This window comes from Pseudomonas sp. rhizo25, assembly GCF_031931935.1.
Lineage (GTDB): Bacteria > Pseudomonadota > Gammaproteobacteria > Pseudomonadales > Pseudomonadaceae > Aquipseudomonas > Aquipseudomonas synxantha.
The window spans coordinates 1-26,253 of sequence record NZ_JAUJXA010000007.1; the positions used below are offsets into that span (position 1 = coordinate 1).

27 protein-coding genes and 1 pseudogene are annotated in these 26,253 nt (G+C 58.3%); 13 read left to right on the forward strand and 15 right to left on the reverse strand.

Annotated features, from left to right (window positions below; translation table 11 throughout):
• Window positions 1–178 precede the first annotated feature (178 nt).
• Both QZR30_RS16750 and QZR30_RS16755 read right to left on the reverse strand, forming a co-directional pair.
• Window positions 179–559: a MerR family transcriptional regulator gene (locus QZR30_RS16750; RefSeq protein ID WP_068965512.1), complete on the reverse strand. Its 381-nt coding sequence runs from the start codon at window positions 557–559 to the stop codon at window positions 179–181.
• Complete coding sequence (locus QZR30_RS16755; protein ID WP_311903711.1) at window positions 498–1,142, reverse strand: NAD(P)H-dependent oxidoreductase; 645 nt, start codon at window positions 1,140–1,142, stop codon at window positions 498–500. The genes QZR30_RS16750 and QZR30_RS16755 overlap by 62 nt, the downstream gene beginning before the upstream one ends.
• Before the next feature lie 107 nt (window positions 1,143–1,249).
• Between QZR30_RS16755 and QZR30_RS16760 the strand changes: the two are divergent.
• Window positions 1,250–1,562: pseudogene (locus QZR30_RS16760) on the forward strand (DUF1016 N-terminal domain-containing protein); the annotation flags it as partial.
• A gap of 44 nt (window positions 1,563–1,606) precedes the next feature.
• Here QZR30_RS16760 and ycaC (QZR30_RS16765) read toward each other — a convergent pair.
• Window positions 1,607–2,239, reverse strand: coding sequence for an isochorismate family cysteine hydrolase YcaC (ycaC, locus tag QZR30_RS16765; RefSeq protein ID WP_034117703.1), 633 nt, complete (start codon window positions 2,237–2,239; stop codon window positions 1,607–1,609).
• 369 nt (window positions 2,240–2,608) lie between these two features.
• Between ycaC (QZR30_RS16765) and QZR30_RS16770 the strand changes: the two genes are divergently transcribed.
• The 10 genes from QZR30_RS16770 to QZR30_RS16815 all read left to right on the forward strand — a co-directional run bounded on the left by QZR30_RS16770 (window position 2,609) and on the right by QZR30_RS16815 (window position 10,504).
• Complete coding sequence (locus tag QZR30_RS16770; RefSeq protein WP_043048040.1) at window positions 2,609–3,190, forward strand: YjfI family protein; 582 nt, start codon at window positions 2,609–2,611, stop codon at window positions 3,188–3,190.
• A gap of 17 nt (window positions 3,191–3,207) precedes the next feature.
• The gene (locus tag QZR30_RS16775; protein WP_059397648.1) at window positions 3,208–3,906 is read left to right on the forward strand and encodes a PspA/IM30 family protein; all 699 of its coding nucleotides are present in this window, start codon (window positions 3,208–3,210) and stop codon (window positions 3,904–3,906) included.
• A gap of 55 nt (window positions 3,907–3,961) precedes the next feature.
• Window positions 3,962–4,522 (forward strand): rhomboid family intramembrane serine protease, encoded by a 561-nt coding sequence (locus QZR30_RS16780; RefSeq protein WP_046069722.1) that lies wholly within the window; start codon window positions 3,962–3,964, stop codon window positions 4,520–4,522.
• A 72-nt stretch (window positions 4,523–4,594) separates the two neighbouring features.
• Complete coding sequence (locus QZR30_RS16785; protein ID WP_046069721.1) at window positions 4,595–5,629, forward strand: ion channel; 1,035 nt, start codon at window positions 4,595–4,597, stop codon at window positions 5,627–5,629.
• On the forward strand, window positions 5,616–6,290 hold the full coding sequence (locus QZR30_RS16790; RefSeq protein ID WP_046069720.1) for a DUF2491 family protein: 675 nt from the start codon (window positions 5,616–5,618) through the stop codon (window positions 6,288–6,290). Before QZR30_RS16785 ends, QZR30_RS16790 begins: the two co-directional genes overlap by 14 nt.
• A gap of 15 nt (window positions 6,291–6,305) precedes the next feature.
• Complete coding sequence (locus QZR30_RS16795; RefSeq protein ID WP_046069719.1) at window positions 6,306–6,734, forward strand: DUF350 domain-containing protein; 429 nt, start codon at window positions 6,306–6,308, stop codon at window positions 6,732–6,734.
• 18 nt (window positions 6,735–6,752) lie between these two features.
• The gene (locus tag QZR30_RS16800) at window positions 6,753–7,466 is read left to right on the forward strand and encodes a DUF1190 domain-containing protein (RefSeq protein ID WP_046069718.1); all 714 of its coding nucleotides are present in this window, start codon (window positions 6,753–6,755) and stop codon (window positions 7,464–7,466) included.
• An 11-nt stretch (window positions 7,467–7,477) separates the two neighbouring features.
• Window positions 7,478–8,635, forward strand: coding sequence for a glutathionylspermidine synthase family protein (locus tag QZR30_RS16805; RefSeq protein WP_046069717.1), 1,158 nt, complete (start codon window positions 7,478–7,480; stop codon window positions 8,633–8,635).
• A 191-nt stretch (window positions 8,636–8,826) separates the two neighbouring features.
• Complete coding sequence (locus QZR30_RS16810) at window positions 8,827–9,591, forward strand: type IV toxin-antitoxin system AbiEi family antitoxin (RefSeq protein ID WP_068965510.1); 765 nt, start codon at window positions 8,827–8,829, stop codon at window positions 9,589–9,591.
• Complete coding sequence (locus tag QZR30_RS16815) at window positions 9,581–10,504, forward strand: nucleotidyl transferase AbiEii/AbiGii toxin family protein (RefSeq protein WP_311903712.1); 924 nt, start codon at window positions 9,581–9,583, stop codon at window positions 10,502–10,504. Before QZR30_RS16810 ends, QZR30_RS16815 begins: the two co-directional genes overlap by 11 nt.
• A 57-nt stretch (window positions 10,505–10,561) precedes the next feature.
• On the opposite strand, the gene ycaC (QZR30_RS16820) is transcribed toward QZR30_RS16815, so the two are convergent.
• A complete protein-coding gene (ycaC, locus tag QZR30_RS16820; RefSeq protein ID WP_311903713.1) occupies window positions 10,562–11,194 on the reverse strand; it encodes an isochorismate family cysteine hydrolase YcaC in 633 nt (210 codons plus the stop codon).
• Window positions 11,195–11,698: 504 nt separating this feature from the next.
• Here ycaC (QZR30_RS16820) and QZR30_RS16825 point away from each other — a divergent pair.
• A complete protein-coding gene (locus tag QZR30_RS16825; RefSeq protein ID WP_056846356.1) occupies window positions 11,699–11,935 on the forward strand; it encodes a hypothetical protein in 237 nt (78 codons plus the stop codon).
• A gap of 45 nt (window positions 11,936–11,980) precedes the next feature.
• Here QZR30_RS16825 and QZR30_RS16830 read toward each other — a convergent pair whose 3' ends face one another.
• From QZR30_RS16830 to exaC, 11 genes are all read right to left on the reverse strand, one after another.
• Window positions 11,981–13,855: a DUF2075 domain-containing protein gene (locus QZR30_RS16830; RefSeq protein WP_311903714.1), complete on the reverse strand. Its 1,875-nt coding sequence runs from the start codon at window positions 13,853–13,855 to the stop codon at window positions 11,981–11,983.
• Window positions 13,856–13,879: 24 nt separating this feature from the next.
• The gene (locus QZR30_RS16835; protein ID WP_056846358.1) at window positions 13,880–14,263 is read right to left on the reverse strand and encodes a nucleotide pyrophosphohydrolase; all 384 of its coding nucleotides are present in this window, start codon (window positions 14,261–14,263) and stop codon (window positions 13,880–13,882) included.
• Between the two features lie 387 nt (window positions 14,264–14,650).
• Window positions 14,651–15,421: a LexA family transcriptional regulator gene (locus QZR30_RS16840; RefSeq protein ID WP_059397652.1), complete on the reverse strand. Its 771-nt coding sequence runs from the start codon at window positions 15,419–15,421 to the stop codon at window positions 14,651–14,653.
• 213 nt (window positions 15,422–15,634) lie between these two features.
• A complete protein-coding gene (ppa, locus tag QZR30_RS16845; protein WP_005791810.1) occupies window positions 15,635–16,162 on the reverse strand; it encodes an inorganic diphosphatase in 528 nt (175 codons plus the stop codon).
• Window positions 16,163–16,270: 108 nt separating this feature from the next.
• Window positions 16,271–17,086 (reverse strand): zinc-dependent peptidase, encoded by an 816-nt coding sequence (locus QZR30_RS16850; RefSeq protein ID WP_056846360.1) that lies wholly within the window; start codon window positions 17,084–17,086, stop codon window positions 16,271–16,273.
• Between the two features lie 6 nt (window positions 17,087–17,092).
• Window positions 17,093–17,749 carry a DedA family protein gene (locus QZR30_RS16855; protein WP_046069710.1) on the reverse strand — a complete coding sequence of 219 codons (657 nt, stop codon included), beginning with the start codon at window positions 17,747–17,749 and terminating at the stop codon, window positions 17,093–17,095.
• 303 nt (window positions 17,750–18,052) lie between these two features.
• On the reverse strand, window positions 18,053–18,511 hold the full coding sequence (locus tag QZR30_RS16860; protein ID WP_046069709.1) for a GNAT family N-acetyltransferase: 459 nt from the start codon (window positions 18,509–18,511) through the stop codon (window positions 18,053–18,055).
• Between the two features lie 89 nt (window positions 18,512–18,600).
• The gene (gene eutC / locus QZR30_RS16865) at window positions 18,601–19,437 is read right to left on the reverse strand and encodes an ethanolamine ammonia-lyase subunit EutC (protein ID WP_046069708.1); all 837 of its coding nucleotides are present in this window, start codon (window positions 19,435–19,437) and stop codon (window positions 18,601–18,603) included.
• Window positions 19,434–20,828, reverse strand: coding sequence for an ethanolamine ammonia-lyase subunit EutB (locus QZR30_RS16870; protein ID WP_046069707.1), 1,395 nt, complete (start codon window positions 20,826–20,828; stop codon window positions 19,434–19,436). Before QZR30_RS16870 ends, eutC begins: the two co-directional genes overlap by 4 nt.
• A gap of 64 nt (window positions 20,829–20,892) precedes the next feature.
• Window positions 20,893–22,326, reverse strand: coding sequence for an ethanolamine permease (gene eat / locus QZR30_RS16875; protein ID WP_046069706.1), 1,434 nt, complete (start codon window positions 22,324–22,326; stop codon window positions 20,893–20,895).
• A gap of 208 nt (window positions 22,327–22,534) precedes the next feature.
• Window positions 22,535–24,055: an acetaldehyde dehydrogenase ExaC gene (gene exaC / locus QZR30_RS16880; protein ID WP_046069705.1), complete on the reverse strand. Its 1,521-nt coding sequence runs from the start codon at window positions 24,053–24,055 to the stop codon at window positions 22,535–22,537.
• A 271-nt stretch (window positions 24,056–24,326) separates the two neighbouring features.
• On the opposite strand from exaC, the gene QZR30_RS16885 reads away from it, so the two are divergent.
• A complete protein-coding gene (locus tag QZR30_RS16885; protein ID WP_046069704.1) occupies window positions 24,327–26,237 on the forward strand; it encodes a sigma-54-dependent Fis family transcriptional regulator in 1,911 nt (636 codons plus the stop codon).
• Window positions 26,238–26,253: the final 16 nt, after the last annotated feature.

A 26,253-nucleotide genomic window follows, 5' to 3' on the forward strand; every position in this document is an offset into this window, starting at 1 on the left:
TCAGCTCGTGTTCGATAGCGGCGATGAGGGTGGCGTGGGTCATCCATGACGTCTCGACAGAAGGCAAGGCGCCGGAGTCTGCCGCAGCGAAAAGCGGCTGGATGAACGGTTTGGAAAATCAGATTGCCCTTACAAGGGGCTCGTAAAAGTCAGCGCCAACTCATGCGTAAAGGCTGCGTCAAATGGCGACGCTGCTGATTGACGAGCAGTGCCCTTGGGCGTCTTTCAGTTGGGTTTCAAACGCAATCAAGCCCGCCTGCATTCGTTGCAGCACGGCGATTTGTGTAGATAACGCGTGCTTCTTGTTGGCGATTGCTTGTTCCGCCCGGTCCCAGGGAAGGGCGTCACCGTCGTATCCCAGCAAAATTTCCTGCAACTCCTTGAGTTTGAACCCCAGCTGCTGGGCGCATTTGATAAAGGTCAATCGCTCCACGCTCTGCACCGTGTAAACGCGGTAGCCGCCTTGGCGTTGAGGCTCGGGCATCAATCCAATCGCCTCATAGTGACGAATCGCCTTGATGGTCGTGCCGGACAACTGCGCGGCTTTGCCGATGTACATGAAAATTCCCTTTCTCAAATAATGCGCCGGCCTGTTTCAGCCACCGGGCCCGCTGCGTCAATGTAGAGCCCAGCACCGGCCCGAACAGCAGCGTCTTGCTCGGTGTGATGCCGCACAACGCCAGCGTGGTGCGACGCATCTGGTGGATGGCCGGCATGCGGTAGACCCAGCGGTAATACCACGCCGGTGTGTCCAGGGTCACTAGCAAGTGCGCGGTTCGGCCCTTTAGCAGCTTGTCAGGGAATGCCTTGCCTGCGCGGTATTTGAAGGCGAAGCCGGGTAGGAAAACTCGGTCGATGAAGCCTTTCATCAGTGCCGGGATACCGCCCCACCAAACAGGGAAAACCCATGTCAGGTGCTCGGCCCAAAGGATTTCGGCTTGGGCGCTGAGCAGGTCGGGCTCCAGCGCTTGGACCTGGGTATAACCGTGTTGAAGGATGGGGTCGAACCTTAGGTCACCCAGGCGTAGGACGCGTACGTCGTGGCCTGCCGTTTTCGCGGAGTGGATATAAGTCTGTGCTAGGGCTGAACAAAAACTATCGGTGGACGGGTGGCCGAGAATGACCAGGATGCGCTGACTCATGCTGAAGGCTCCTGAAATGAGCATTCAGGGTAGGGGGTGCCGTATAGGGGAGAGTCAAGGACCACGGCGAACGCTGCTCTCGTTTTACGACTCAATGACCAATGCACGCGGTCAATCGTGAACCGGTGCTGCTCTACTTGCAGATCGGCCGCGATATTTTGACCCGTCAGGCCGATCAAGGCTGGGGTAGCAAAGTGAGCGACCGTCTTGCGCAAGATTTGCGGGCGGCCTTTTCTGACATCAAGGTTTTTCGCCGCGTAATCTCAAGTGCATGCGCGCTTTTGCCGAGGTGTGGCCGGATTCTGAGTTTGTGCAGCAGGTGCTTGCACAATTTGTTCGCGCAACATCCTGGTGCTGCACACTGAAAACCGCCTGCCCAAGGCGCAATTGGATCTGGCCCGCGATTCGGCTCAAACGCCGCAAGCCTGCTTTTCAGGGCAGGCTTATCGTCACACTCGGCTGGCTTACTTCTGCTGTGCAGTCAGCGCCGCATAGCCATTCATCAAGTTGCGATAGTTAGGAATGCGCTGGGACAACAGATTCCCCAGGCCTTCAATATCGTTGCGCCAGTCTCGGTGCAGCTCACAGGCCACCGAGAACCAGTTCATCAACTGTGCACCGGCCTGGGTCATCCGGCTCCATGCCGCCTGCTGCACCGTGGTGTTGAAAGTGCCCGATGCATCCGTCACCACAAACACTTCAAAGCCTTCCGCCAGCGCCGACAAGGTCGGGAACGCCACGCACACATCCGTCACCACCCCGGCAATGATGATCTGCTTGCGACCGGTGGCCTTGATCGCCTTGACGAAGTCTTCATTGTCCCAGGCGTTGATCTGGCCGGGGCGGGCGATGTACGGCGCGTCTGGGAACATCTCCTTCAACTCCGGCACCAGCGGGCCATTGGGGCCTTGCTCGAAGCTGGTGGTGAGGATGGTCGGCAGGTTGAAGAACTTGGCCAGGTCCGCCAGGGCCAGCACGTTGTTCTTGAACTCGTTGGGGGAGAAGTCCTGCACCAAGGAGATCAGGCCGGTCTGGTGGTCGACCAGCAGTACGATCGCGTCGTCTTTGTTCAAGCGGTTGTAGGTTGCAGTGCTCATGGTTGAATCCTTTTTTGTTTAGGTTGGTTGGGCGTTGCGTTCAACATGGGCACAGATTAATCGGTGAGTGGTGGGGGATAAATCGGCTGGAATGGGTAATACCGTCAACTCAGAAGAGACAATGCCTGGTCACTCACAAGATATGGTCTTTCCCATGGGCGGAATCAGCTTCGGAAAAATCTCACGCGTGAGCTATTGAGTGCAACGAACATTGCCTGTAGATTTTCTCACGCGTGAGTTTTTCACAGCGAGGTCAGTACGATGAATAGCAGCTCTCCATCGAGCCCTGCTGCAGGGCCCGATACCGATTCAGCCAGCCTTCAGGGAGAGCGCTTGAAACAGTCTGCAAAAAAGCCATCGAGCTTTTACATGAAGCAGATGCGCGCGGGCCTGGCGGCCGCCGGTTATGTGAAACACGAGGCTTGGGTGCTTCCCGAAAACCGAAGCTTGCTCAAGCAGATGGAGAAACAGCTTCGCCAACCGATTCTGGCTGGCTCATTCATGTCGGAGAATTTCATGAGCGCAGGTACCAACTGGAACATCGATCGCCTCTTCAGTGCGCTGCAGGCCCTGGATGAAGTGACGTCCAAAGACATTACGCTTTCCCTCGTCCAAGGCTCCGAGTCCAGCATCAAGCTGGAAATGAACGACTTCGGGGGCCTGCCGATTTACATCGCAGTGGTGGGCGAGCAGATCATCGTGGACACCGTGCTGGTCGACGTCGAGTCCATAAACGATGTCGCCAAGTTCAACGACGCGGTGCTGCGCAGCCGGGAGATGTTCCCGTTGTCTTCCATCGGCATCGAGTCAATGCCCAACGGGCAGGTGGTCTACAACATGTTCGGCGCGCTCAGCTCCGACTCCAGCCTGACCAACATCGTGACCGAGGTGAAAACCCTGGTCGACAACGTGCAGCGCGCCAGCGAAGCCTTCGAACGTTTCTTCAACTAATTATTCGGGAAAACCTAATGACTCAGTCCATCTGGAGCAAATTGTTCACCGCGCTGCGTGGCGGTGCCAACGAAGTCGGCGAATCGATCGTCGACCAACAGGCCCTGCGCATCCTGGACCAGGAAATCCGCGATGCTGACAGCGCCCTGGCCAATGCCAAGCGTGAGTTGGTCAGCATCATGGCCAAGCACAAACTGGCCGCTGACCGTGTTGGCGAGTACGACGCCAAGATCAAAGACCTGGAAACCAAGGCGATGGCCGCGATCCAGGCCAATCGTGAAGATCTGGCCCTGGAAGTCGCCGAAGCCATTTCGACCTTGACCAACGAGCGGGACGTCGAGCAAAAACAAACCGCCGAGTTCGGTGGCTACGCCGAGAGCATGCGCAAGGACATCACCAAGGCCGAGAGCCGGATCAAAAGCTTGCGCCAGCAAGTGGACATGGCCAAGGCTCGCGACAGCGTGCAGAAGGCCCAGGTCAGCGCATCCATTGCCAGCGGCGGTGCCAACGGCAAGCTGGAAACCGCCGTCGGTACGCTGAATCGCTTGCAGGCCAAACAGCAGCAACGCGCCGCGGAACTGCAAGCCCAGGATGAACTGGTTGAGGCGTCGACGGGCACCGACCTGGAGCGCAAACTGCGCGACGCTGGCATCACGCCGAACGAAGGCAGTGCCAATGCGATTCTTGAGCGTCTGAAGCAAAAGTCGGCTGAATAAGCGACGCAGCTGAAAGAAGGGCATTTGTGCCCTTCTTTTTTATGCCGAGGTGAGAATGGACGCCTTCAAAGGTTTCAAGACAATCGCAGGCCTGGCCCTCTTGATGGTCGCGCTGCAACTGCTCAATGTAGCGACCGGTTACAGCCTGATGGCATTCGGGCTGGTCCCGAGAACGCTGCACGGCCTGTTTGGCATCCTCACATCACCGTTTCTGCACGCGTCCTTTGCCCACCTGAGCGCAAACCTGATTGCCTTTATGGTCCTGGGCACCCTGGTTATCCTCGACGGACTCCACCGCTTTATTGCCGTCAGCGCAATCGTGATTCTGCTGGGTGGCGCGTTGGTCTGGCTGTTCGGTTTTGCAGGCGTTCACGTCGGTGCCAGCGGCTGGGTATTCGGGCTATGGGCCTACCTGCTCGCACGCGCCTGGTTCCACAGAAGCTGGAGCAACCTGATAACCGCTGGTGTGGTGGCGGTACTGTATGGCGGCCTGATCTTTGGCTTCCTGCCTCGGCAGGGTGTTTCCTTTGAAGGTCATCTCTTCGGTGCGTTCGCCGGGTTTATTGCCGCCAAGGTACTTCTCTCTGCACCGCGCAGCAGGTTTAATGCCGGGTGAGCGCACTCAAGCATCCAAATGCCGAGGTGAGCGCCTCGTCAGGAACCCAGTACCCACGGAACCAGGGATGAAATGTCGATCTTTCTTTTATTGCGCCGGTACGCTTCGTCCCTCTTTCACCGCTTCGGCTGGGCAGGCCTGGTCGTTGCCTTGGGCGTACACCTGGGCGTGGCATATCTGGGCATGGTGTTCCTGGGCGAGCAACACCTCACCGCCCCCGCAACCTTTGTTTACTTCTATCTGACTACCACACTGACCGTCGGCTATGGCGATCTCGCCCCGCAGACCGCGGCGGGGCGCATTTTCGTGGCGACCTGGGTCATGCTCGGCGGCATTGCGCTGCTTACGGCCGCCATCGGCAAAACCACCAGCAGTGTCATCGATGCATGGAGAAAAGGCATGAAGGGCAAAGGCGATTTCACCGGCAAGGCCGGCCATACCGTGCTGATCGGCTGGGAGGGCGCATCCAGTGAGCGGGTCATCGAGTTGTTGCTACAAGATGAAACCTCCAACGACAACCTGATCGTGATTTGCGACTGCACCCTCGAAGAAAACCCGATGCCGGGCAAAGCGGCGTTCATCCGCGGTGAGAGCCTGTCCTCCACCGCGTTTCTGCTGCGTGCCGGTGTTCCCGGTGCTGAACGTGTGTTGGTGCGAACCCCATCTGACGACCTGACCCTGGCCACAGTGCTGGCGGTCAATCAATTGAGCCCCGTCGGGCATGTGGTCGCCCACTTCAACGAAAGTGAAATCGCCGCACTCGCCAGCTCCTACGCACCTCGCCTGGAATGCACCTCAAGCATGGCGATTGAAATGCTGGTGCGTGCCTCCCAGGACCCAGGCTCGTCCGTGGTTATCAATGAGCTGCTGTGCGTGGGGCAGGGTGCCACCCAATACCTGATGAAATTGCCCGAGGCCTTTGAGGCCACGTTCGGCGAGCTGTACACCCGGCTGAAAGAACAGCACAACGCCACCCTTATCGGCTATCGCGCCAAAGGTGCCCAGCAACCCGCGATCAACCCGCCGAGCGCCACACGCGTCGAGGGCGGTGAACTCTTCTATATCGCCTCCACCCGGCTCAAGGAAATCTCCCATGGGATGGTTTAAACAACTGATGGGGCTCGAAGCTCCGAACGCCACTACTGACTCTAAAGCGCCGGCCAACCAGGCGCTGCCGGTCACCGGGCCATTGGGCCTGGCACCGGGCAAAGGCCTGATGTTCGACACGAGCCTGAAACTGTTGCTCGATGAGAAAACCTCGGTGGTAATACCCGGTTCCCAGGAAATCTGGGCCAACGGCATCGTTGACCTCGGGCAGTCGAACTGGCTGTCGCGCTATTACATGAACGACGAAGACTATTGGCTGCAGGTGCACACCACGGGTGACATCGCCGGGCAGGTCGAGTCGGTGATCCTGTTCAACTACCTCAGTAACGTCACTGTCAGCAGTGAAGCGGAACTGCGCCGGCTGGCGGGCCCACAGAGCCTGATCGGGTTGCCGACCTACACCCACGACGGCGTCGAGTTCTTCCGTGAGTGGGGCAGCGAAGACGGCCAGACCGAATTGGTAGCAATGAACGAACAAATCGTCAGCCCGGAGGCGGCCTACAGCGTTGAGCACCGTTCGATGTTATACGCACGCGACACCGGCCTGACCGACCGCCGCGAGTTTTTGCTGTTTTCCGTCGAAGAAGACGCCGAAGGCACCATCAGCCTGAGCACGTCGCTGGGCATTTCGCTGTACACAACCGATCTGACTGCGCTCTAAAAAAGGAAGCATCCCATGCTAGAAGCTCTCTCCATTTCCCTGAACAAAGCTGCCGTGTTCGGCTTTGTCCTCTACATCCTGGGGGCTGCGGTACTGTTCGCGCTGTTCCAGTTCATCTACACCCGCATCACCCCGCACAAGGAATTCGAGCTGATCCGGGCGGGCAACACATCCGCAGCGGTCGCCCTGGGCGGTGCCATCGTCGGCTTCGCCATTCCGGCCAGCAACGTGATTGCCTACTCCGTCAGCCTCGTCGACTTCGTGGTCTGGGCGGTGATTGCAGCCGTCGTCCAACTGTTGGCGTTTTTGCTGACCAGCCTGGTGCTCAAAGGCACGTCCGAGCGCATCAAAAAGGGCGAACTCGCGGCCGGCATCTACGTGGCCGCCGTGGCCATCAGCGTCGGCATGTTGAATGCCGCGTGCATGACGCCCACCTCGAACTGATTGCGCACGGAGCTCTCGATGAAACGAAGCAAGTACGTCCAGCTGTCGCTGGCCGCGTCGGTCGCCATGGCGATATCCGGCTGCGGGCCAACGGAAAAAACCTACGATTTGCAGAAGAAGTACAACTTCCAGTCGGTGCAGCAATGCGCCGATGAAAAACTCCCGGTAGACGTCTGCTCGGACGCCTACATGACCGCCATGGCCGAGCATCGCCGCATTGCGCCGGTGTACGACAGCCAGGCCGATTGCGATGCTGACTTCGTCGCCGACTGGTGCCAGCAAGACTCCACCGGCAAGTTCATCCCAAGGCTCGGCGGCTTTGAGCTGACCGCCGAAGGCCAGGTGACTCAATCCCAGGTCGACGCCGCCAATGCCCAAGCGACCAACGCCCAAGCAAGCGGCGGTGGCTCGGGTTTCTCCACCAGCAGCCTGCTCACCGGCCTGCTGATCGGCAACATGCTGAGCAGCAATCGCAACAGCTACCGTTCCGAGCCGGTGTACCGCTACCGCGATGATCGCGGCAACTACGGCAACTCCACGCTCAACCAGCGCGTCTCCAATGGGGCCACCTTCGGCCGCTCCAACCAGGCCCGGTACGGCAGCAGCAATTACACCAACACGCTGCGCTCCACCAACAAGTCCAGCTCGGTGTCCTCGGCCACCTCCCGTGGCGGCTTCGGCAGCAAGGCCAGCGCCCGCAGCGGCTGGGGCGGCGGCGGGTCGAGCAGTTAAGGAAGGCAGGCATGAAGAAGATCCACTGCGCAGAGCGTCATGATTGGAAACAGACCGCCGACAGCCTCGGCTTTCTGTTCCACACCATCGACGGCGAACCCTACTGGGACGAGCGCGCGTATTACCAGTTCACGCTCCAGCAAATCGAGCGCGACCTTGAAGACCCCACCACCGAGATCCATGACATGTGCATGGACCTCGTGGCCCGCGTGGTCCACAGTGAAGAACTGCTCGAACGCCTGAGCATCCCCGCGCCTTTCTACGACATGATCCGTACCTCATGGCTTGAAGGCCACCCGCACCTGTACGGGCGCATGGACTTCTCCTACAACGGCACCGGCCCCGCCAAACTGCTCGAGCTCAACTACGACACCCCCACCAGCCTCTACGAGGCCGCGGCATTCCAGTGGGGCTGGCTCGAGCAATGCATCGAACGCGGCCTGCTGCCCAAACACGCCGACCAATTCAACAGCATCGACACCAAACTGCACCAGGCCTTCGCCCAACTGCAGGTCAACCAGCCGTTCTACTTCGCCTCGATGAAAGACTCGATCGAAGACAAAGGCACCACCGACTACCTGCGCCTCGTCGCGGAAAAAGTCGGCATCGAATCACGCCACATCGACATCGAAGACATCGGCCTGACCAACGAAGGCCGCTTCGTCGACCTACAAGATCGCTGGATCCCCCATCTGTTCAAGTTGCATGCCTGGGAGTTCATCTTCCACGAACCCTTCGGCGCCGCCATTGCCGAGAGCGATACGCAGTTTTTCGAGCCGGCGTGGAAGTCCATCCTCTCCAACAAAGGCATCCTGCCGTTGTTGTGGGAGTTCAACAAAGGCCACCCGAATTTGCTCGCGTCGCACCTGGATACTGACCCAGGCAAGGCCGTGCCGAAGGGCTGGGTGCGCAAGCCGTTCTTCTCGCGGGAAGGGGCGAACATCGAGCTGCAAACGGCTGATGGGCTGATTGTGAAAGAGGGCGGGCCCTACACGGATGCGCCTTTCATCCTTCAAGAGTTTGCACCACTACCGAAATTTGGGGACAGCTACACGCTGATCGGCTCTTGGGTAATTGGCGACCAGGCCGCTGGCATCGGTGTACGCGAGGACAATAGCTTGATCACCAAGGACTCAAGCCGGTTTCTACCACACCTGATCCTGGACTAAATAACCCACTCGGCCACTTGATCGTTGCCACACGCGTGGTAACGCATCCAGTGACGCTGCGCGTCACTGCACCCTGGTATTGAACGTACCCATTCACAGTTGCAATCAAAAGCTTCGCAAGGATAGTCACATCCAACTTTCTCGTGGTTTAATATTTTTAATATAAATATACTTATAGGGTCATATTTATCATGAAAATAAACCACCTTCTCGCGAAATGGCCATCGGGCTCCATTGCTACTCAAGTGTGGCTGCACGAGAACGGTGTTGGGCCGAGCCTCATCCAAAAGTATCAGCACACGGGCTGGGTAGAGCGTGTGGGGCATGGTGCGTGGAAACGCAGCGGCGACGATCTTGGCTGGCACGGCGGTGTCTTCGCATTGCAACAAGACGCAACGGTGCAGATTTGGCCGGGTGGTGCGACGGCGTTGAGCCTGGCCGGTTACAGCCACTACCTGACCTTCGGAAAGCAGACAGTCGATCTATTCGGCACACCAGAAGCCCTTCTACCAGGCTGGTTCCGCAAGCACGAATGGGAGGCCCAAGTAAATTTCTACCGAGGCGCACTCTTTGCGGAACTGGAAGATATGGCGTTACAAGTTTTCCAAGTGCCTTACCGTCAATTTGCGCTAAAAATCTCCACCCCGGAGCGTGCGGTGCTTGAGCTTATCCATCAAAGCGACGATGAAATGCTGTTCAGCGGTGTGGCCGATGTATTGAGCGGTCTGGCCACACTCAGTCCCAAACGCCTGCAAAAGCTGCTTGAAGCGTGCAACTCGATCCGCGTCAAACGCGTGTTCCTTTTGCTGGCACGTAATGCGAACCATGCGTGGTATGGGCGTATAGATCGTTCCAGCATCGACATGGGTAAGGGCAAGCGGCAAATCATCCGGGGCGGTCGACTCGATAAAGAGTTCCTCATTACCGTTCCGGAGCGTTTTGCCAATGCCACTTGAACCACGTTATGCCGCTCAGGTTCGTCTGCTCGTGCAGGTCATTCCTTACGTAGCGGCAGAACGATGTTTCGCACTGAAAGGGGGGACCGCCATTAACCTGTTTGTGCGGGACTTGCCTCGGTTGTCGGTAGATATAGACCTGGCGTATCTGCCCAACTCTGCCCGCAAGCAGGCATTGGCCGACGTTCGTCAGGCGTTGGAGCGCATTGCCGGTGCCATAGCACGAGGCCTCCCTTTGGGCATTGCGACCGTTCAAGCAAATCGAGAGGATGAGCTTCGGATTCTCGTAAGAAACGCTCAGGCCCAAATTAAAATTGAGGTTTCGCCTGTGCTGCGCGGGACTGCCCTGCATCCCCTGGAGCGTGACGTAGTGCCGTTGGTCGAGGATGAGTTTGGGTTCGCCTCGATAGCGGTGGTGTCCTTGCCCGACCTCTACGGCGGTAAAATTTGCGCTGCACTGGATCGGCAACATCCAAGAGACCTTTTCGACGTGATGGTGATGCTTCGAGAAGAAGGGCTGACACGCGAAATTTTTGAAGGCTTCTTGGTATATTTGATCAGTCATGGGCGGCCCATGGCTGAGCTGCTTGCTCCACGGTGGAAGCCACTGGCGGATATGTTTCAGGCTGAATTTGCTGGCATGACGCGAGCACCGGTCACTCTTGAAGAATTAGAGGTGACCAGAGAGGCTTTGCTGACTGCGATCCAGCAACAATTCTGCGAGCAGGATGCCGCCTTTCTGATCTCGCTAAAACAAGGAGAGCCTGATTGGGCGAAGTTGAATTTGCCTGGGATCGAAGAGTTGCCTGCGGTGCAATGGAAGCTGCATAACGTCAGGCGGATATCTACTGCGAAGCGAGTAGAAGCAGTGGCGAAACTGGAGGCGGTGGTTGGGCAATTGCTGGCTGGGTAAGCCGTGGCATGAAAAAGCCTGCTTTTCACAAGCAGGCTTGTCATACAGCATGGTTACTTACTTAGACTGGGCAGTCAGCGCCGCATACCCATTCATCAAATTGCGATAGTTAGGAATGCGCTGGGACAACAGATTCCCCAAGCCTTCGATATCGTTGCGCCAGTCGCGGTGCAGCTCACACGCCACCGAGAACCAGTTCATCAACTGCGCACCGGCCTGCGTCATCCGGCTCCACGCCGCTTGCTGCACCGTGGTATTGAAGGTGCCAGACGCATCCGTCACCACAAACACCTCAAACCCTTCCGCCAGCGCCGACAAGGTCGGGAACGCCACGCACACATCGGTTACCACACCGGCAATGATGATCTGCTTACGCCCCGTGGCCTTGATCGCCTTGACGAAATCCTCGTTGTCCCACGCGTTGATCTGACCAGGGCGAGCGATATACGGCGCGTCCGGAAACATTTTCTTCAACTCTGGCACCAGCGGCCCGTTAGGGCCTTGCTCGAAACTGGTGGTGAGGATGGTTGGCAAGTTGAAGAACTTGGCCAGGTCCGCCAGGGCCAGCACGTTGTTCTTGAACTCGTTGGGGGAGAAGTCCTGCACCAGGGAGATCAGGCCGGTCTGGTGGTCGACCAGCAGAACAATGGCGTCGTCTTTGTTCAAGCGGTTGTAGGTTGGAGCGCTCATGATTGAATCCTTTTTTGTTAGGTTGGTTGGGCGTTGCGTTCAACATGGGCACAGATTAATGGGTGGGTGACCGGGGATAAATCGGGTGGTAGGAGTCTTACTGTCAACTTAAAGCAGACAATAATGAACGAGCGATTGGGGGCCCCGTACTGCTGCGCATAACGCGAATGAATTGCCTGATTTTGAGTAGCCAGCAGGTTCGATCCCTTTCATTTGCGGGACATTTCCTAGAGAATTCTAGCCGCTTGCGCCAGCGAAACTCTGTGACTAAGCTGCGGATCGTCACTGCTAATTCAGTGATCGGGTTTAGTCGCCCAGCTTCGATTGGCGCATAAGCAACTCATGAGTCAGGCACCCCTTCGCCTGCATCTTATGGTGGCTGTGCGCAGGGCACCTTCGGGTGCGCCGGGTTACCAATCGACCGGTCGACTAACCTGCGTACAGCTGCCGCCTTTCGTTTAGTCGCGTAGATGGCAGCTTCAAATCATCGATTGGAGTTTTGCTATGGATAACGTTGTTTCCGATTCGTCATCATCGAGTGTGACCTACCCATTTGTCGTTAATGAAGATCTGAGCTTTGAGGATGCTTGGGTGCGTGTGGCGGAGTTGCTGCACTGTGCGGTGGCGACGTCGAAGGTGCATGGGGAGCCGCTGGCCGCGCCACAGAGAGCGGTGATGCATTTGGTGGAGATGGCGAAGATGGTGACGGACCGGGCTGTGGACTGTTTGCAGTCCAAGTAATGTGAGGGTGCTTGTCTCAACCTTATTGAGGCAAGCACCAGCAGGTCATTTAGCGTTCGCGTGATCGTCAAGCCGGCTCGCAAAGTACTGCGCGGTTTCTGGGTCGGTGCAGTAGAGGTAGCAACCCTTCATTCCCCTGGTCATCAGCGTTCGATAGGTGTTCTTGATGATCAAGTCCGTTTCCTGCTTTGCCAGATCGGGTTGCTCCTTCATCATTTTCTTCCAGCCGCGAATGGACTTGTCGTTTTTATCTCGCTCAAGGGCAGAGATAAGAACGCGCCCATTCCGCACGATGAGATCGGGCCCGATGATGACGCCGATATAATCGACTTCCAGGCCTTGGCATGTATGAATACACCCGACCTGATCAACTGAATTCTCCGCGATGATCCACAAACTGCCGTCCTGATCAAGGTTCCATTGGCGTTCGTAGTCGTCGCCGATGACGATGTCGGATTCTCGAGCATCTTTCTTGCTGCGCCACGGCCAGCAGTAACCGGCAACAACCCGGGCTTTGTTACCTTGGTTTTTTTGTTCGATAGCCATATGCATGGCTTGAGGGCTGTCAAAGATTTTGAACTCGTATTCGCTATTGTCGAGCAGCGGATTGGCGGTTGCGCGTATCTCCAGTACGTCATCGAGCCAAGCCAGATAACCGTCAGACCCGCTGCAACGGAACTGCGAGGACAACGTATATTCCTCTACCTCCGCGCCTTTGGCTTTCGCAAAAGCACGTACGGCTTGCTTGCTGCCTATGTCATTCAACGTGACGCGCTGATCTTCGTCGATAAAGAAGATTGAACATTTGGCCGACTCGATCAGTTCCTTGATTTGGTTCTCACCCAAATTGCCGTAAAGCCCGCTTTTTTCGTTAAGACGGTGAGCTTCGTCTACGATGAGCGCATCAAAGGTGTTGGGTTCGGTATCAATGAAAGCGCCTGAGCCAGAAAAAAGATTGGAGAAGTGGCTACGCTTGACCGTTCCCACCAATTTGCTCTCATACACCTTTCGCGGCGCGGCATTTTTTGAGACGTACTTGCTCAATAATCCCTGGCTCGTAAGCTTCACGAGCAAGTTGATCGCCAGCACGGTTTTACCCGTACCAGGGCCGCCCTCAATGATAATCACCTTCGGCGCCGCTTCCGAGGCAGCGCTCGCCGCCGCCAGTGCGGATTCAAACGTCGCCTTTTGATCGTCGATCAGTATGAATTCCGGCTGGCCCTTCAGAAGTCCTTTAAGTGCATCAGCTAGTGCTTTCGACGGGCGAATTTTTCCATTGGAAAGCTCATAGAGAATTTCTTTGTTATCGCCATGAAGGATGTGGGTCTTGAGAAACGTACGCAGTTTTTCAAGCTCATCCGGCCCTTTGAGGAACAGTGGAGCTTTGCTGATATATGCATGGTAATGCGCAGAATTTATAACCCCATCGCTGACATAGTTGTGAAGATAAGCGCAGGGTCGAACCTCGATGCTTTTGTCATAGACGGCTTCGTTAAAGCCTTCGAGCAATGCGGCGTATGACCAGACTTGGTAGGACGGATGGATAGTTTCCACTAGCCCGCCGCCTAGCGCAGTTTTGACTATCGCGTCCTTGGACGTTGCAGTTGATTTGCTCCATTGCTTCAACTCGATCAGGACAGCATTTTTACCCTGATTCGCATCCCTCCCAGTCAGCAAGAAATCAATACGCTTCGAAGACTGTGGGATATGCAACTCGATAGCCAAGCCGGCGTCATTCGGCAGCCCTTCATCTCGGAGCACCTTTGCCATGTACGTCAGCGAGCCCTGCCAGGATTTGATCTCCGACGCCCCAACTCTTTTCCCCGTCGCTTCCTTGTAGTGCCTGAGAATGACTTCTTCGATATCGTCGTTATCGTTGTCTTTGAGGAATTGCTGTTTGGTCGCAGCGTAAACGATCACGAGAAGTCCTTAGCGCGTGGGGTATCAGAGTTGGTCGTATTTTTTGCTGGTGCTTCTGGCTTTATCGACGGGGTACTTCGAAGCGTTAAGGGCAAGCTTGTCCCGGGTAGCTTCGTCGAGGTCGACGCCTAACACGCTGGCTAAACGGACCAGGTACATCAGGACATCAGCCAGTTCATCTTTCACCGCTTGGGCAGTTTCCGGACGCTTCGCTGCTGCAATCGAGTCGGTCTCGCTCATCCATTGAAAGACTTCGCAAAGCTCGCCAACCTCGCCGGTGAGGGCCAAAAGCAAATTCTTGGGCGAATGGAACTGGTGCCAGTCGCGATCATCAGCAAAACGTTGCAGGCGAATGGACAGGTTTTCGACGTTCACCAGTTGTTCGGGTGTGCTGTCTGTTTTGATCACAGGCCCGCCTCTCGATTGGTGGTTAACGGATCTGACGCATGTTGGAAAATTGAGAGAGGGATTGTAAGAGGTTTCTTTGCGGGGGGTGGGCTTTTTGCGCTTAAGGCTGGAGGCGGTGCGTGGGAAGGAAAGGTCCAATGAGCTTGAGGGGGAGTAGGCCAACAGGGGATTTATTGACAGATATTAAAAAGCCGGCTTGTGGCCGGCTTCTCGGGGACTGCCTCAGCTTGTTTTTGACAAACCTCAGCAGCCTTCAAATCGCTCAGCCCACATTGCGTCGGGCTGAATAGTAGGGGCATCAGCGGGAACTCCTCCGCATCGCCAAGCAGGTCAAATAGCTAAGCCATCCCCCTGCCAAATGTGCTGCGCATTCTACCCACATTCACCTCAATTGCCCACCTCCGGTTCCGATTTAGAGCCTTCCCAACCCAGCAGGTGTTCATCCAGCGGCACGGGTGGGCGGCGGTTGTTGAGGGTGGACCACCAGAATACCCAGCCGACGATCTTGAAGCATTGTTCGAAGCGTTCTTCGTGGTTCAGATATTCGTCCGGGTGTTCGGCGGCGTTGTGGCTGCGCATGCGCAGGCCGCCCCCGGGGCGGTTGTAGAGGTATTTGATGCGTAGCATGCCGTCGTGTTCGACGGCGTAGATTTCGCCGTCGATGATTTGGGTGCGGCCTCGGTCGATACCGAGGGTGGCGCCTTGTTGGATGATGTCGATCATGCTGTTGTCGACCATGTAGGCACCTACCGCGCGGTCGGGTTTGACGTTGAGGGTTTCGAGGGTGTGCAGCGAGATTCGGATGCGTTCGGTTGAGGTGAATGTGGGGTGGAGGGCGATCTCCACGTCGGTTTTTTCCGGGCGGCAGGCGGGGCCTGTGAGGTATTTGCCAGTGTCTTCGCGGGTGGCTGCAATCCTTGCGGTGGGGCCTTCCAACAGGTAGTTGGCAGGCGGATGTTTGGGGCCTCGGCCGTCGTGCAGCCAGCGACTGGAGACGCAGAGCAGTTCTGCGATCTCGTTGAGTCGGCCCATGGGAACTCCGCGCTTGAACCAGTTGTTCACGTGTTGAGGCGTGACGCCGCGGTTCTTGGCAAAGTCGGAGGCGGAAAGATGAACTTCCCGAAGTAGCGCTTTTAAACGATCACCTGATGTATTCATAAACGCAGAGTTTACTGGCCGGAAAAACTAATCAAATAAACCATGCGTTGAATTGCATATGTAGGATTTGGCTTAGTTGTGGCTTTGTTTTTCAGGTGGGGCGCTTAGTTAAACACGATTAAATAAACATTGAACTTGATGTTTAATCTTGCCCATAAAAAAGCCCCGAATTAACGGGGCTTTTTTATTTGCCGTGGCAATGAAGCGCGGGTATCAGCCTTTGTAGGCGGCAACCGACTTCATGATCTCGGCGCGGGCGGCTTCTGCGTTGCCCCAACCGTCAATCTTTACCCATTTGCCTTTTTCGAGGTCTTTGTAGTTCTCGAAGAAGTGCTTGATCTGTTCCAGCAGCAGTGGCGGCAGGTCGGTGTATTCCTTCACGTCCACGTACAGCTGGGACAGCTTGTCGTGTGGCACTGCGATGACTTTGGCATCGCCGCCGCCGTCGTCGGTCATGTTCAGGATGCCGACTGGGCGTGCGCGGATGACCGAGCCTGGGGTAACCGGGTAAGGGGTCACGACCAGCACGTCGAGGGGGTCGCCGTCGTCAGCCAGGGTGTTGGGGATGAAACCGTAGTTGGCCGGGTAGAACATCGGGGTGGCCATGAAACGGTCAACGAACAGGCAGTCGCTGTCTTTGTCGATTTCGTATTTGATCGGCGCGTGGTTGGCCGGAATTTCGATCGCGACGTAGATGTCGTTCGGCAGGTCTTTGCCAGCCGGAATCTTGCTGTAGCTCATTGGGCGTTGCCCCCGTAGTTGGCCATATGACATGGCCGGATTGGCCTAAAAGTGGCGGCGATTATAGGCATATTCTGACGCCGATGCCATGCGCCAAGCGTCGTACGGTCATTCGCCGTGTGGCTGGTAGCGCGGGTCGTGGGCTTGCAGTTGGGTCAGGCGCGCCAGGGGATCCTGGCGGTAAAAGCGGCTGAGTTGGGCGTACACCTGTGGATAACTGTCGGCCAGCAAATCCGGGGCACTGAAGAAATACTCGCTGGTAACGGCAAAGAATTCCGCCGGGTTTTCCGCGGCGTAGGGGTCTATTTCTGTCTCGGCGTCCGGGTTGGCGTCGAGTTGGCGGTTGAGGTCATCGAAGGCGCTTTGCATCACGCTGGCCCATTCCTGCACGCGCATGTCGTGGTGCAGGGGCGGCAGGCCGTTGGCGTCGCCGTTGAGCATGTCCAGCTTGTGGGCCAGTTCGTGGATGACCAGGTTGTAGCCTTCCCATTGACCGCTGGCGAGTACGCCGGGCCAGGCCAGGATGACCGGGCCTTGTTGCCAGGCTTCGCCGCTGTGTTCACCGTCCCACTCGTGCTCGACGCCGCTGGCGTCGCGATGGCGTTGCGGGCTGAGGAAGTCGTCGGGGTATAGCACGATTTCATGAAAGCCCTGGTACCAGTCGAGATCGCCGAGGTTCATCAGTGGCAGCTGTGCCTGGGCGGCGAGCAGCAGGCGTTGTTCCTGGTGCAGTTCGACGCCGGGCAGGGCGGTGAGGTGTTTTTCGGCGAGGAAGACCACGCAGGCTTCGCGCAGCCACTGGTCTTGCTCGGCGCTGATGCCGTCGAGGAAGGTCAGGTGCTGGCGCACCCGCTGCCAGGTGTCATCGGCAATCGGGTGCTTGGCCAGCAGGCGCCGGCGACGCCAGGCGCTGAGGGACCACATTGCCGGTCAGTGCGGGTTGGCTTCGGAGGAGGTGCGGCCAAAGCGGCTGCGCACCACGCCAATGATCATCGGCACCAGCGACAGCAGGATGATGAACACCACCAGCAGCGAGAGGTTTTTCTTGATAAACGGCACGTTGCCGAAGAAGTAGCCCAGAGTCACCAGGCCGCCGACCCAGAGGATGGTCCCCAGCACGCTGAAACCGAAGAAGCGCGGATAGGGCATTTTGGCGATGCCGGCGACGAACGGTGCGAAGGTCCGCAGGATCGGCAGGAAGCGCGCCAGGGTTACGGTCTTGCCGCCGTGCTTATCGTAGAAATCGTGGGTTTTTTGCAGGTAGTCGCGACGGAAGATCTTGGAGTTCGGGTTGCTGAACAAGCGCTCGCCGACCGTTCGGCCTATGACGTAGTTGGTGCTGTCACCGAGGATCGCCGCCAGCATCAACAGGCCGGCCAGCAGTACTGGGTCCATGCCGCCACCGGCTGCTACGGCACCGGCGATAAACAGCAGGGAATCACCCGGCAGGAAGGGCATGACCACCAGGCCGGTTTCGCAAAAAATAACCAGGAACAGAATGGCGTAGATCCACGGACCGTAATTGGTTACCAGCATGTCGAGGTAGACGTCGAGATGCAGGATAAGGTCGAGCGGGTTGAAATCCATGGATGGCACCTGTGTGAACGGCCCGGCTCAGCAGGCCTGTGCGGAAGCTCGGGCAATAAGGCTACAAATAGTTGTCGCGGTTCTTACGGCCCTGAAAGGTCGGCATTATACGGATTGAATGGTGAAAAGCGTGTGGCTTTTGTAGCGGGGAGTGTCGTGAAAGTGTGAAGCGGTTGGGCTTGGTTTTTTGTGGGAGGGGGCTTGCTCCCGATGGCGGGGTGTCAGGTAACCAATCTGCGCCTGACCCACCGTAATCGGGGGCAAGCCCCCTCCCACAGTGGATCTGAGGTGTTTGGGGGGGGATCAGTCTTCGTTGATCGGCAGTACGTAGTTCTTGAATTCGGTGTCTTCACGAAAACCGATGGATTCATAGGTCTTCTGCGCCACGTCATTGTCGCTGCTGGTGGAGACCCGCAAGCGTACGGCATGGGTTTCCTTGGCCATCTTTTTGGCGGTGCGCATCAGGTTGTCGGCCACCAGTTGCCGACGCGCATCCTCGGCCACGTAGATGTCGTTGAGGATCCACACTCGTTTGAGCGATAACGAGGAAAAGCTCGGATACAACTGGCAGAACCCCAGCAGCCGCTTGTCATCATCATCAGCCAGGGCGAGGTAGATGACTGACTCCTTGCGTCGCAGGCGCTTTTCCAGGAAGGACCGGGATGAGTCCGGGAACGGCAATGCGCCATAGAATTCGCGGTATTTGACGAATAGCGGGGTCAACAGGTCCAGGTGTTCCAGGGTCGCTTGAGTAATCCGCATGCCAGGCCTCAACTTCCTAATGGGGTATGACCACGCGAGCGGCCGTGGCTTGATGCTGCCTAATGCCGCCAAAAAGCGCAATCGTGCTGCTATCGATCAGCCGGTGGGCTGAGCAGGAAATTGCCCTTCATCAGGTCCGGATCGTCGGATTCGAGGGTCTGAACCTGCGCCTCGTCCTTGAGATTGACCCCCGACAACTGCCGGCGACACGCCTCGCGCATCAGGTACAGCAGACGATGGGCCGCCATGCCATAACTCAAGCCTTCCAGCCGCACATTGGAGATGCAGTTGCGATAGGCGTCGGTGAGGCCGACCTTGGGGTTGTAGGTGAAATACAGGCCCAGGCTGTCCGGCGAGCTGAGCCCCGGGCGTTCGCCGATGAGGATCACCACCATCTTGGCCCCGAGCAGTTGCCCGATCTCGTCGGCCACCGCCACGCGGCCTTGTTCCACCAGAATTACCGGTGACAAGGACCAGCCTTCGGCGTGGGTCTGTTCTTCCAGGCGTGCCAGAAATGGCGCGGTATGTTTATGCACCGCCAGCGCCGACAGACCATCGGCCACCACAATCGCCAAGTCCACCCCACCGGGATGTGCCAAGGCGTAGTCGCGCAAGGTCTGGGCCGACTCATCGCTCAAGCGCCGCCCAAGGTCCGGGCGTTGCAGGTAGATGTGCCGGTCGGGGGCGGCGCTGTGCAGCAGCAGGCTGTCGCGGCCGCGTTCGGCAAACTGGCTGCTGAGCCCGGCGTGATCGAAGGGCAGGTGAACCGCATCCCGCGCCTGGGCGTGGGCGAACTGGAAATCCAGCTGGGCGCTGGTAGGAATACTGGTGCCAGTGCGGCCCAATGCGATGCGCGCCGGGGTCAGGCGGCGCAGTTCCAGCCAGGGGTTGTCAGGCAGTTCTGGTTGCACGGTCGGCTCCTTCATCCCAATTGCGCCAAGGCGTGGCGAAACGCCGGTGGCAGGCTGTTGCCAAAGTGCACCTTGCCGCCTTCTTGCGTGAAGATGCCCATTTTTGCCAGCCACTGTTCAAACTCCGGCGCCGGCTTTAAACCCAAGGTCTGGCGGGCGTACAGGGCGTCGTGGAACGAGGTGGTCTGGTAGTTGAGCATGATGTCGTCAGAGCCGGGAATGCCCATGATGAAGTTGATACCGGCCACGCCCAGCAGGGTCAGCAGGGTGTCCATGTCGTCCTGGTCGGCTTCTGCGTGGTTGGTGTAGCAGATATCGCAACCCATGGGCACGCCGAGCAGCTTGCCGCAAAAGTGGTCTTCGAGGCCGGCACGGATGATCTGCTTGCCGTTGTACAGATACTCCGGGCCGATAAAGCCGACCACGGTGTTCACCAAAAATGGCTTGAAGTGCCGCGCCACGGCGTAGGCGCGGGTTTCACAGGTTTGCTGGTCGACGCCAAAATGCGCATTGGCCGACAAGGCGCTGCCCTGGCCGGTTTCGAAGTACATCAGGTTCTGCCCCAGGGTGCCGCGCTTGAGGCTCAGGCCGGCGTCGTAACCTTCCTGCAGCACGCTCAGGCTGATGCCGAAACTGGCGTTGGCCGCCTCGGTGCCGGCAATCGACTGGAACACCAGGTCCAGGGGCACGCCACGGTTGATCGCCTCGATGGAGGTGGTGACGTGAGTCAGCACGCAAGCCTGGGTGGGAATTTCGTAGCGCTGGATGATCGCGTCAAGCATCTCCAGCATGGCGCAGATCGAGGCGATGCTGTCGGTGGCCGGGTTGATGCCGATCATGGCGTCGCCGTTGCCGTAGAGCAGGCCGTCGAGAATACTCGCGGCGATGCCTGCCGGTTCATCGGTGGGGTGGTTGGGCTGCAAGCGTGTGGACAGGCGCCCGCGCAATCCCATGGTGCCGCGAAACTGGGTAACCACGCGGATCTTTTGCGCCACCAGCACCAGGTCCTGCACACGCATGATCTTGGACACGGCGGCGGCCATTTCCGGGGTCAGCCCTGGCGCCAATGCACGCAGGGCGTGTTCATCGGCGGCATCACTGAGCAGCCAGTCGCGCAGGCCGCCGACGGTGAGGTGGCTGACCGGCGCAAACGCCTGTTTATCGTGGGTGTCGATGATCAGCCGGGTGACTTCATCGCTTTCATAGGGGATCAGCACCTCCTGCAGGAAGTGCTTGAGCGGGATATTCGCCAGCGCCATCTGCGCTGCCACCCGTTCGCCGTCGTTTTGGGCGGCGACACCAGCGAGGAAGTCCCCGGAGCGGGCGGGGCTGGCCTTGGCCATCACGTCCTTGAGGTCGTCGAAGCGGTAGGTGAGGGCACCCACCGCGTGGGAAAAGCTTGCCATACAGTGTCTCCTGAATGACGCGGGCAAAACCTAGAGAAAGCGCCCGCGTCGAGGTTTTCGGCAATCAGTGCAAGGCGGCCTCTGCGGCCTGGATCGCCGCGAATTCCTCTTCCGGCGTGCCTGCTACCAAGTGATGCCGGCTGTAGAAAGCAAAGTAAGCAATTAATACTCCATAGATGACCGCGGCGCCAATCACCACTCGTGGATCTACCAGGAAGCCCGCCACCACGGCCACGCAGGCCAGTACCAGCGCCACGCCCGAAGTGAAGATGCCGCCCGGCGTGCGGTACGGTCGGTCCATTTTGGGGCGACGGATGCGCAGGGTGATGTGCGCGGCCATCATCAGCACGTAGGAAATCGTCGCGCCAAACACCGCCACCAAAATCAGCAAGTCACCCTGGCCGGTCAGCGACAGGCCAAAACCGATAATCCCGGGGATCACCAACGCCAGCACCGGCGCCTTGCTCTTGTTGGTCTCGGACAGTTTGCGCGGCAGGTAGCCAGCGCGAGACAAGGCAAAGATCTGCCGCGAATAGGCGTAGATGATCGAGAAAAAGCTCGCGATCAAGCCGGCCAAGCCGACCAGGTTGACGAAGCTGCCCATCCAGGTCGAACCGCCGTAGGACAACGCCAGCGCTTCAACCAGCGGGTTGCCGGATTTGATCAGCGCGTAAGTGCCCGCACCGCCCGGCGCGATCACCAGAATCAGCAGGGCAAAACTGGTCAGCACCACAATGGCGCCGATCAGGCCGCGGGGCAGGTCGCGTTTCGGGTTCTTGGTTTCTTCGGCGGCCAATGGAACGCCTTCCACCGCGAGGAAAAACCAGATGGCATAAGGGATCGCCGCCCACACGCCGACGTAGCCGAACGGTAGGAAGCTGCTGGCGCCCTTGGCTTCGGTCACCGGAATGTCCAGCAGGTTGGCGACGTTGAAGTGCGGCACCATCGACACCAGGAATACGCCCAGGGCAATTGCGGCGACGGCGGTGATCACAAACATCAGTTTCAAGGCTTCGCCCACACCAAAGATGTGGATGCCGATAAAGATGATGTAGAACGCCAGGTAGATCATCCAGCCGCCAATGCCGAACAGTGACTCGCAATAGGCGCCGATAAATACCGCGATGGCCGCAGGGGCGATGGCGTATTCGATGAGGATCGCGGTGCCCGTGAGAAACCCACCCCAAGGGCCAAAGGCGCTGCGGGCAAAACCGTAGCCACCGCCAGCGGTGGGGATCATGGACGACAGTTCTGCAAGCGAAAAGCACATGCACAGGTACATCGTCGCCATCAGCAAGGTGGCGAGGAACATGCCGCCCCAGCCACCCTGGGCCAGGCCGAAGTTCCAGCCGGCGTAATCGCCGGAGATAACGTAGGCGACACCGAGACCGACTAACAGTACCCAGCCGGCGGCGCCTTTTTTCAGTTCGCGTTGTTGGAAGTATTCGGTGCCGACTTTTTCGAAGTCTACGGAAGAGCCAGTGGGTTCGCTAGGCATGGGGAAGTACCTTTCATTCTTATTGTTTTAACTCGGCCTCTGTATGCCGAATGCGCATCGCAAATACTTATGGAGATCCAAATGTGGGAGGGGGGCTTGCTCCCGATTGCAGTGGGTCAGTCACTTAGATGTCGACTGACACTCTGCTATCGGGAGCAAGCCCCCTCTCACCTTTGATTGCGTTTCAAAGGTGAGAGGGTGTTGCGGGTTAGAAGAACCCGAGTGGATTAATGTCGTAGCTCACCAGCAGGTTCTTGGTCTGCTGGTAGTGATCCAACATCATCTTGTGGGTCTCGCGGCCTACGCCGGACTTCTTGTAACCGCCAAACGCGGCATGCGCCGGGTACAGGTGGTAGCAGTTGGTCCACACACGGCCGGCCTTGATCGCCCGGCCCATGCGGTAGGCGCGGTTGATGTCGCGGGTCCATAGGCCGGCACCCAGGCCGAACTCGGTGTCGTTGGCAATTGCCAGGGCTTCGGCTTCGTCCTTGAAGGTGGTGATGCTCACCACCGGGCCGAAGATTTCTTCCTGGAACACGCGCATTTCGTTGGTGCCCTTGAGCAGGGTCGGCTGGATGTAGTAGCCGGTGGCGAGGTCGCCCGTCAGCTTCTCGACCTTGCCGCCGGTCAGCAGTTGTGCGCCTTCGCCCTTGGCGATTTCCAGGTAGGAGAGGATCTTGTCGAACTGCTGCTCGGACGCCTGGGCGCCGACCATGGTGTCGGTGTCCAGCGGGTCTCCACGCTTGATCGACTCGACTTTTTTCATCACCACTTTCATGAAGTCGTCGTAGATCGATTCTTCCACCAGTGCGCGAGATGGGCAGGTGCACACTTCGCCCTGATTGAAGAACGCCAGCACCAAGCCTTCAGCGGCTTTTTCGATGAATTGCGGTTCGGCTTTCATGATGTCGGCGAAGAAGATGTTCGGCGACTTGCCGCCCAGCTCGACGGTGGACGGAATGATGTTCTCGGCCGCCGCATGCATGATGTGCGAGCCCACTGGCGTGGAACCGGTGAAGGCGATCTTGGCGATGCGCTTGCTGGTGGCCAGTGCTTCGCCGGCTTCCTTGCCGAAACCGTGAACCACGTTCAGCACGCCCGGCGGCAGCAGGTCTCCGATCAGTTCCATCAGCACGTTGATGCCCAGCGGTGTTTGCTCGGCGGGCTTGAGCACCACGCAGTTGCCGGCGGCCAGGGCTGGGGCGAGTTTCCATGCGGCCATCAGCAGCGGGAAGTTCCACGGGATGATCTGGCCGACCACGCCCAGCGGCTCGTGGAAGTGATAGGCGGCGGTGTGTTCGTTGATTTCGGCGCTGCTGCCTTCCTGGGCGCGGATGCAGCCGGCGAAGTAGCGGAAGTGGTCGGCGGCCAGGGGGATGTCGGCATTGAGGGTTTCGCGTACGGCCTTGCCGTTGTCCCAGGTTTCGGTGATGGCCAGCAGCTCGAGGTTCTGTTCGATGCGGTCGGCGATTTTCAGCAGCACCAGCGAGCGGTCCTGGGCCGAGGTCTTGCCCCAGGCATCGGCGGCGGCGTGGGCAGCGTCCAGGGCTTTATCGATGTCTTTGGCCGTGGAGCGCGGGAATTCGGCGATAGGCTTGCCGTTGACCGGCGAGGTGTTGGTGAAATAGTTGCCATCGACCGGCGCAACGAATTCGCCGCCGATGTAGTTACCGTACTTGGCCTTGAACGAAACGATCGCGCCTTCAGTACCGGGGTGTGCGTAACGCATGGTGGCATCTCCTGCTTTTATGTTTATTGGAGTACATCGCGACAAGCGCGTGATAAAGCGTAGAGCAAAGGTTGGGCCACTGCAGCGCTGGCCAGCCAAATCAACGGGTTGGGCGTTGGCGCCATGCGTCGCTGTCACCCTTGCGGTACACGTGGTGTGACAGTTTGTGCCATAAACGGTACAGCCTGTGACCGGTGGGTCGTCCCGGGATTGCAATGGGCAGAGGGCTGGGGGATGCTGGGCGCTCTCACGCAGGGAGAATAATAAGAACATGCATAACGATCATTTCAGTCGCCATGCCCAGCAAGTCTTGACCGTCACCCGCGGACAGGAGCTGTCCCAGGGGCCGGGCAGCGATCCATCCATCGCTCGTTCCTGGCTGCGTTGCGTGGAGGATTATCACCTCGACCCTGCGCAGACCATCGCCCCCACGGTGCTTGAACACGGCCGCCTGCTGGAAAGCCGCGAGCGCTTGCGCCAAGTGCTGCATATCGCCGGCAGCGAGATGAACAGCCTGCATCAACAACTGTCCGGCGCCGGTCATGCGGTGCTGCTCACCGACGCGCGCGGGGTGATCCTCAACTGTGTCACCGCGCCCTCTGAGCGCAAGATCTTCGAGCGCGCCGGGTTGTGGCTGGGCGCGGACTGGAGTGAAGCCTGCGAAGGCACTAACGGCATTGGCACCTGCCTGGTGGAGCGCCAGTCCTTGACCATTCACCGCGATGAACACTTCCGTGGCCGCCATACCGGGCTGACCTGCTCGGCAAGTCCGGTGTTCGACCCCCACGGTGAGCTGCTGGCGGTACTCGATGTGTCCTCGGCACGCGAAGCGGTATCGCGCCAGAGCCAATTCCACACCATGGCGCTGGTGAACCTGTCGGCGAAGATGATCGAGAGTTGCTACTTTCTACGCCATTTTGAGCACCACTGGCTGCTGCGCTTTCACCTGCAGGCCGAGTCGGTGGGCCTGTTCAGTGAGGGGCTGTTGGCGTTCGATGGTGAAGGGCGCATTTGCGCGGTCAACCAGAGCGCGTTGAACCTGCTGGGGCAGCTGCGCGGTGGTTTGTTGGGGCAACCCGTGGAAGCATTTTTCGACTGCTCCCTGGACCAATTGCTCGGTCGAGCCAGTGCCAATGCCAGCGCCAGCTGGCCCCTGCGTACGCGAGAAGGGCGGCATTTATTCGCCGCGTTGCGCGGCCAACCGCGTAGCGTGACAGCGCCCGTGGTCAAATCACTTGAGGCACCACGACTGCCCGGCATCTGTCTGGGCGATCCGGCCTTGCAAAATGACTTTCGCAGGGCCGTGCGAGTGTTCGAGCGTGACGTTCCGCTGTTGATCAACGGAGAAACCGGTTCCGGCAAAGAAGCCTTTGCCAAGGCTGTGCATCAGGCCAGCCAACGTGCTGATAAGCCTTTTATCGCACTTAACTGCGCCGCCATTCCGGAAAGCCTGATCGAAAGCGAACTGTTTGGTTATCGCGCTGGCAGTTTTACCGGGGCTCTCAAGGAGGGCATGCGCGGCAAGTTGCAACAGGCCGATGGCGGTACACTCTTTCTTGACGAGATTGGCGACATGCCACTGGCTTTGCAGACTCGCCTGTTGCGAGTGCTTGAGGATCGCCTGGTGGTGCCCATCGGTGGCGAGGCTCAAGCCGTGAACGTGCGGATTATCAGCGCTACACACCGTAACTTGCTGGAGCGCATGCAGGACGGCAGTTTTCGCGAAGACTTGTACTATCGGTTGAACGGTCTGGAGATTGGGTTGCCGCCCCTGCGCGAACGCAGTGACAAGGCGCAACTGCTCGACTTTTTGCTGGCGCAGGAAGCCGGTAGGCTAGCGGTGGTACTGGACGCGCGAGCTCGCCAAGCCCTGCTGGGATACGCCTGGCCTGGAAATGTGCGCCAGTTGCGCACAGTGTTGCGCACATTGGTGGCACTGAATGAGAGTGGCAACGTCAGTCTTGAGGAGCTTCCCAGGGAGGTTCGCCAGGCTCGGCCTGAACCGGTCAGTGAGGCGTACCAAGGGGCCATTCTGGATGACGCAGAGCGACGTGTACTGCTTGATACGTTGGAGCAACAGTGTTGGCATATGACCCAAACGGCTAGCTGCCTGGGTTTAAGTCGCAATACACTTTACAGGAAGTTGCGTAAACACCGGATCTCGCGAGGTAGTGTTGTTTAGGCTACACCTGGTTTTT

Bases quoted from the DNA above. Each gene is read 5' to 3' on its own strand.
- QZR30_RS16750 (WP_068965512.1), bottom strand. From the start codon at position 559: ATGTACATCGGCAAAGCCGCGCAGTTGTCCGGCACGACCATCAAGGCG.
- QZR30_RS16755 (WP_311903711.1), bottom strand. From the start codon at position 1,142: ATGAGTCAGCGCATCCTGGTCATTCTCGGCCACCCGTCCACCGATAGT.
- ycaC (WP_034117703.1), bottom strand. From the start codon at position 2,239: ATGAGCACTGCAACCTACAACCGCTTGAACAAAGACGACGCGATCGTA.
- QZR30_RS16770 (WP_043048040.1), top strand. From the start codon at position 2,609: ATGAAGCAGATGCGCGCGGGCCTGGCGGCCGCCGGTTATGTGAAACAC.
- QZR30_RS16775 (WP_059397648.1), top strand. From the start codon at position 3,208: ATGACTCAGTCCATCTGGAGCAAATTGTTCACCGCGCTGCGTGGCGGT.
- QZR30_RS16780 (WP_046069722.1), top strand. From the start codon at position 3,962: ATGGACGCCTTCAAAGGTTTCAAGACAATCGCAGGCCTGGCCCTCTTG.
- QZR30_RS16785 (WP_046069721.1), top strand. From the start codon at position 4,595: ATGTCGATCTTTCTTTTATTGCGCCGGTACGCTTCGTCCCTCTTTCAC.
- QZR30_RS16790 (WP_046069720.1), top strand. From the start codon at position 5,616: ATGGGATGGTTTAAACAACTGATGGGGCTCGAAGCTCCGAACGCCACT.
- QZR30_RS16795 (WP_046069719.1), top strand. From the start codon at position 6,306: ATGCTAGAAGCTCTCTCCATTTCCCTGAACAAAGCTGCCGTGTTCGGC.
- QZR30_RS16800 (WP_046069718.1), top strand. From the start codon at position 6,753: ATGAAACGAAGCAAGTACGTCCAGCTGTCGCTGGCCGCGTCGGTCGCC.
- QZR30_RS16805 (WP_046069717.1), top strand. From the start codon at position 7,478: ATGAAGAAGATCCACTGCGCAGAGCGTCATGATTGGAAACAGACCGCC.
- QZR30_RS16810 (WP_068965510.1), top strand. From the start codon at position 8,827: ATGAAAATAAACCACCTTCTCGCGAAATGGCCATCGGGCTCCATTGCT.
- QZR30_RS16815 (WP_311903712.1), top strand. From the start codon at position 9,581: ATGCCACTTGAACCACGTTATGCCGCTCAGGTTCGTCTGCTCGTGCAG.
- ycaC (WP_311903713.1), bottom strand. From the start codon at position 11,194: ATGAGCGCTCCAACCTACAACCGCTTGAACAAAGACGACGCCATTGTT.
- QZR30_RS16825 (WP_056846356.1), top strand. From the start codon at position 11,699: ATGGATAACGTTGTTTCCGATTCGTCATCATCGAGTGTGACCTACCCA.
- QZR30_RS16840 (WP_059397652.1), bottom strand. From the start codon at position 15,421: ATGAATACATCAGGTGATCGTTTAAAAGCGCTACTTCGGGAAGTTCAT.
- ppa (WP_005791810.1), bottom strand. From the start codon at position 16,162: ATGAGCTACAGCAAGATTCCGGCTGGCAAAGACCTGCCGAACGACATC.
- QZR30_RS16850 (WP_056846360.1), bottom strand. From the start codon at position 17,086: ATGTGGTCCCTCAGCGCCTGGCGTCGCCGGCGCCTGCTGGCCAAGCAC.
- QZR30_RS16855 (WP_046069710.1), bottom strand. From the start codon at position 17,749: ATGGATTTCAACCCGCTCGACCTTATCCTGCATCTCGACGTCTACCTC.
- QZR30_RS16860 (WP_046069709.1), bottom strand. From the start codon at position 18,511: ATGCGGATTACTCAAGCGACCCTGGAACACCTGGACCTGTTGACCCCG.
- eutC (WP_046069708.1), bottom strand. From the start codon at position 19,437: ATGAAGGAGCCGACCGTGCAACCAGAACTGCCTGACAACCCCTGGCTG.
- QZR30_RS16870 (WP_046069707.1), bottom strand. From the start codon at position 20,828: ATGGCAAGCTTTTCCCACGCGGTGGGTGCCCTCACCTACCGCTTCGAC.
- eat (WP_046069706.1), bottom strand. From the start codon at position 22,326: ATGCCTAGCGAACCCACTGGCTCTTCCGTAGACTTCGAAAAAGTCGGC.
- exaC (WP_046069705.1), bottom strand. From the start codon at position 24,055: ATGCGTTACGCACACCCCGGTACTGAAGGCGCGATCGTTTCGTTCAAG.
- QZR30_RS16885 (WP_046069704.1), top strand. From the start codon at position 24,327: ATGCATAACGATCATTTCAGTCGCCATGCCCAGCAAGTCTTGACCGTC.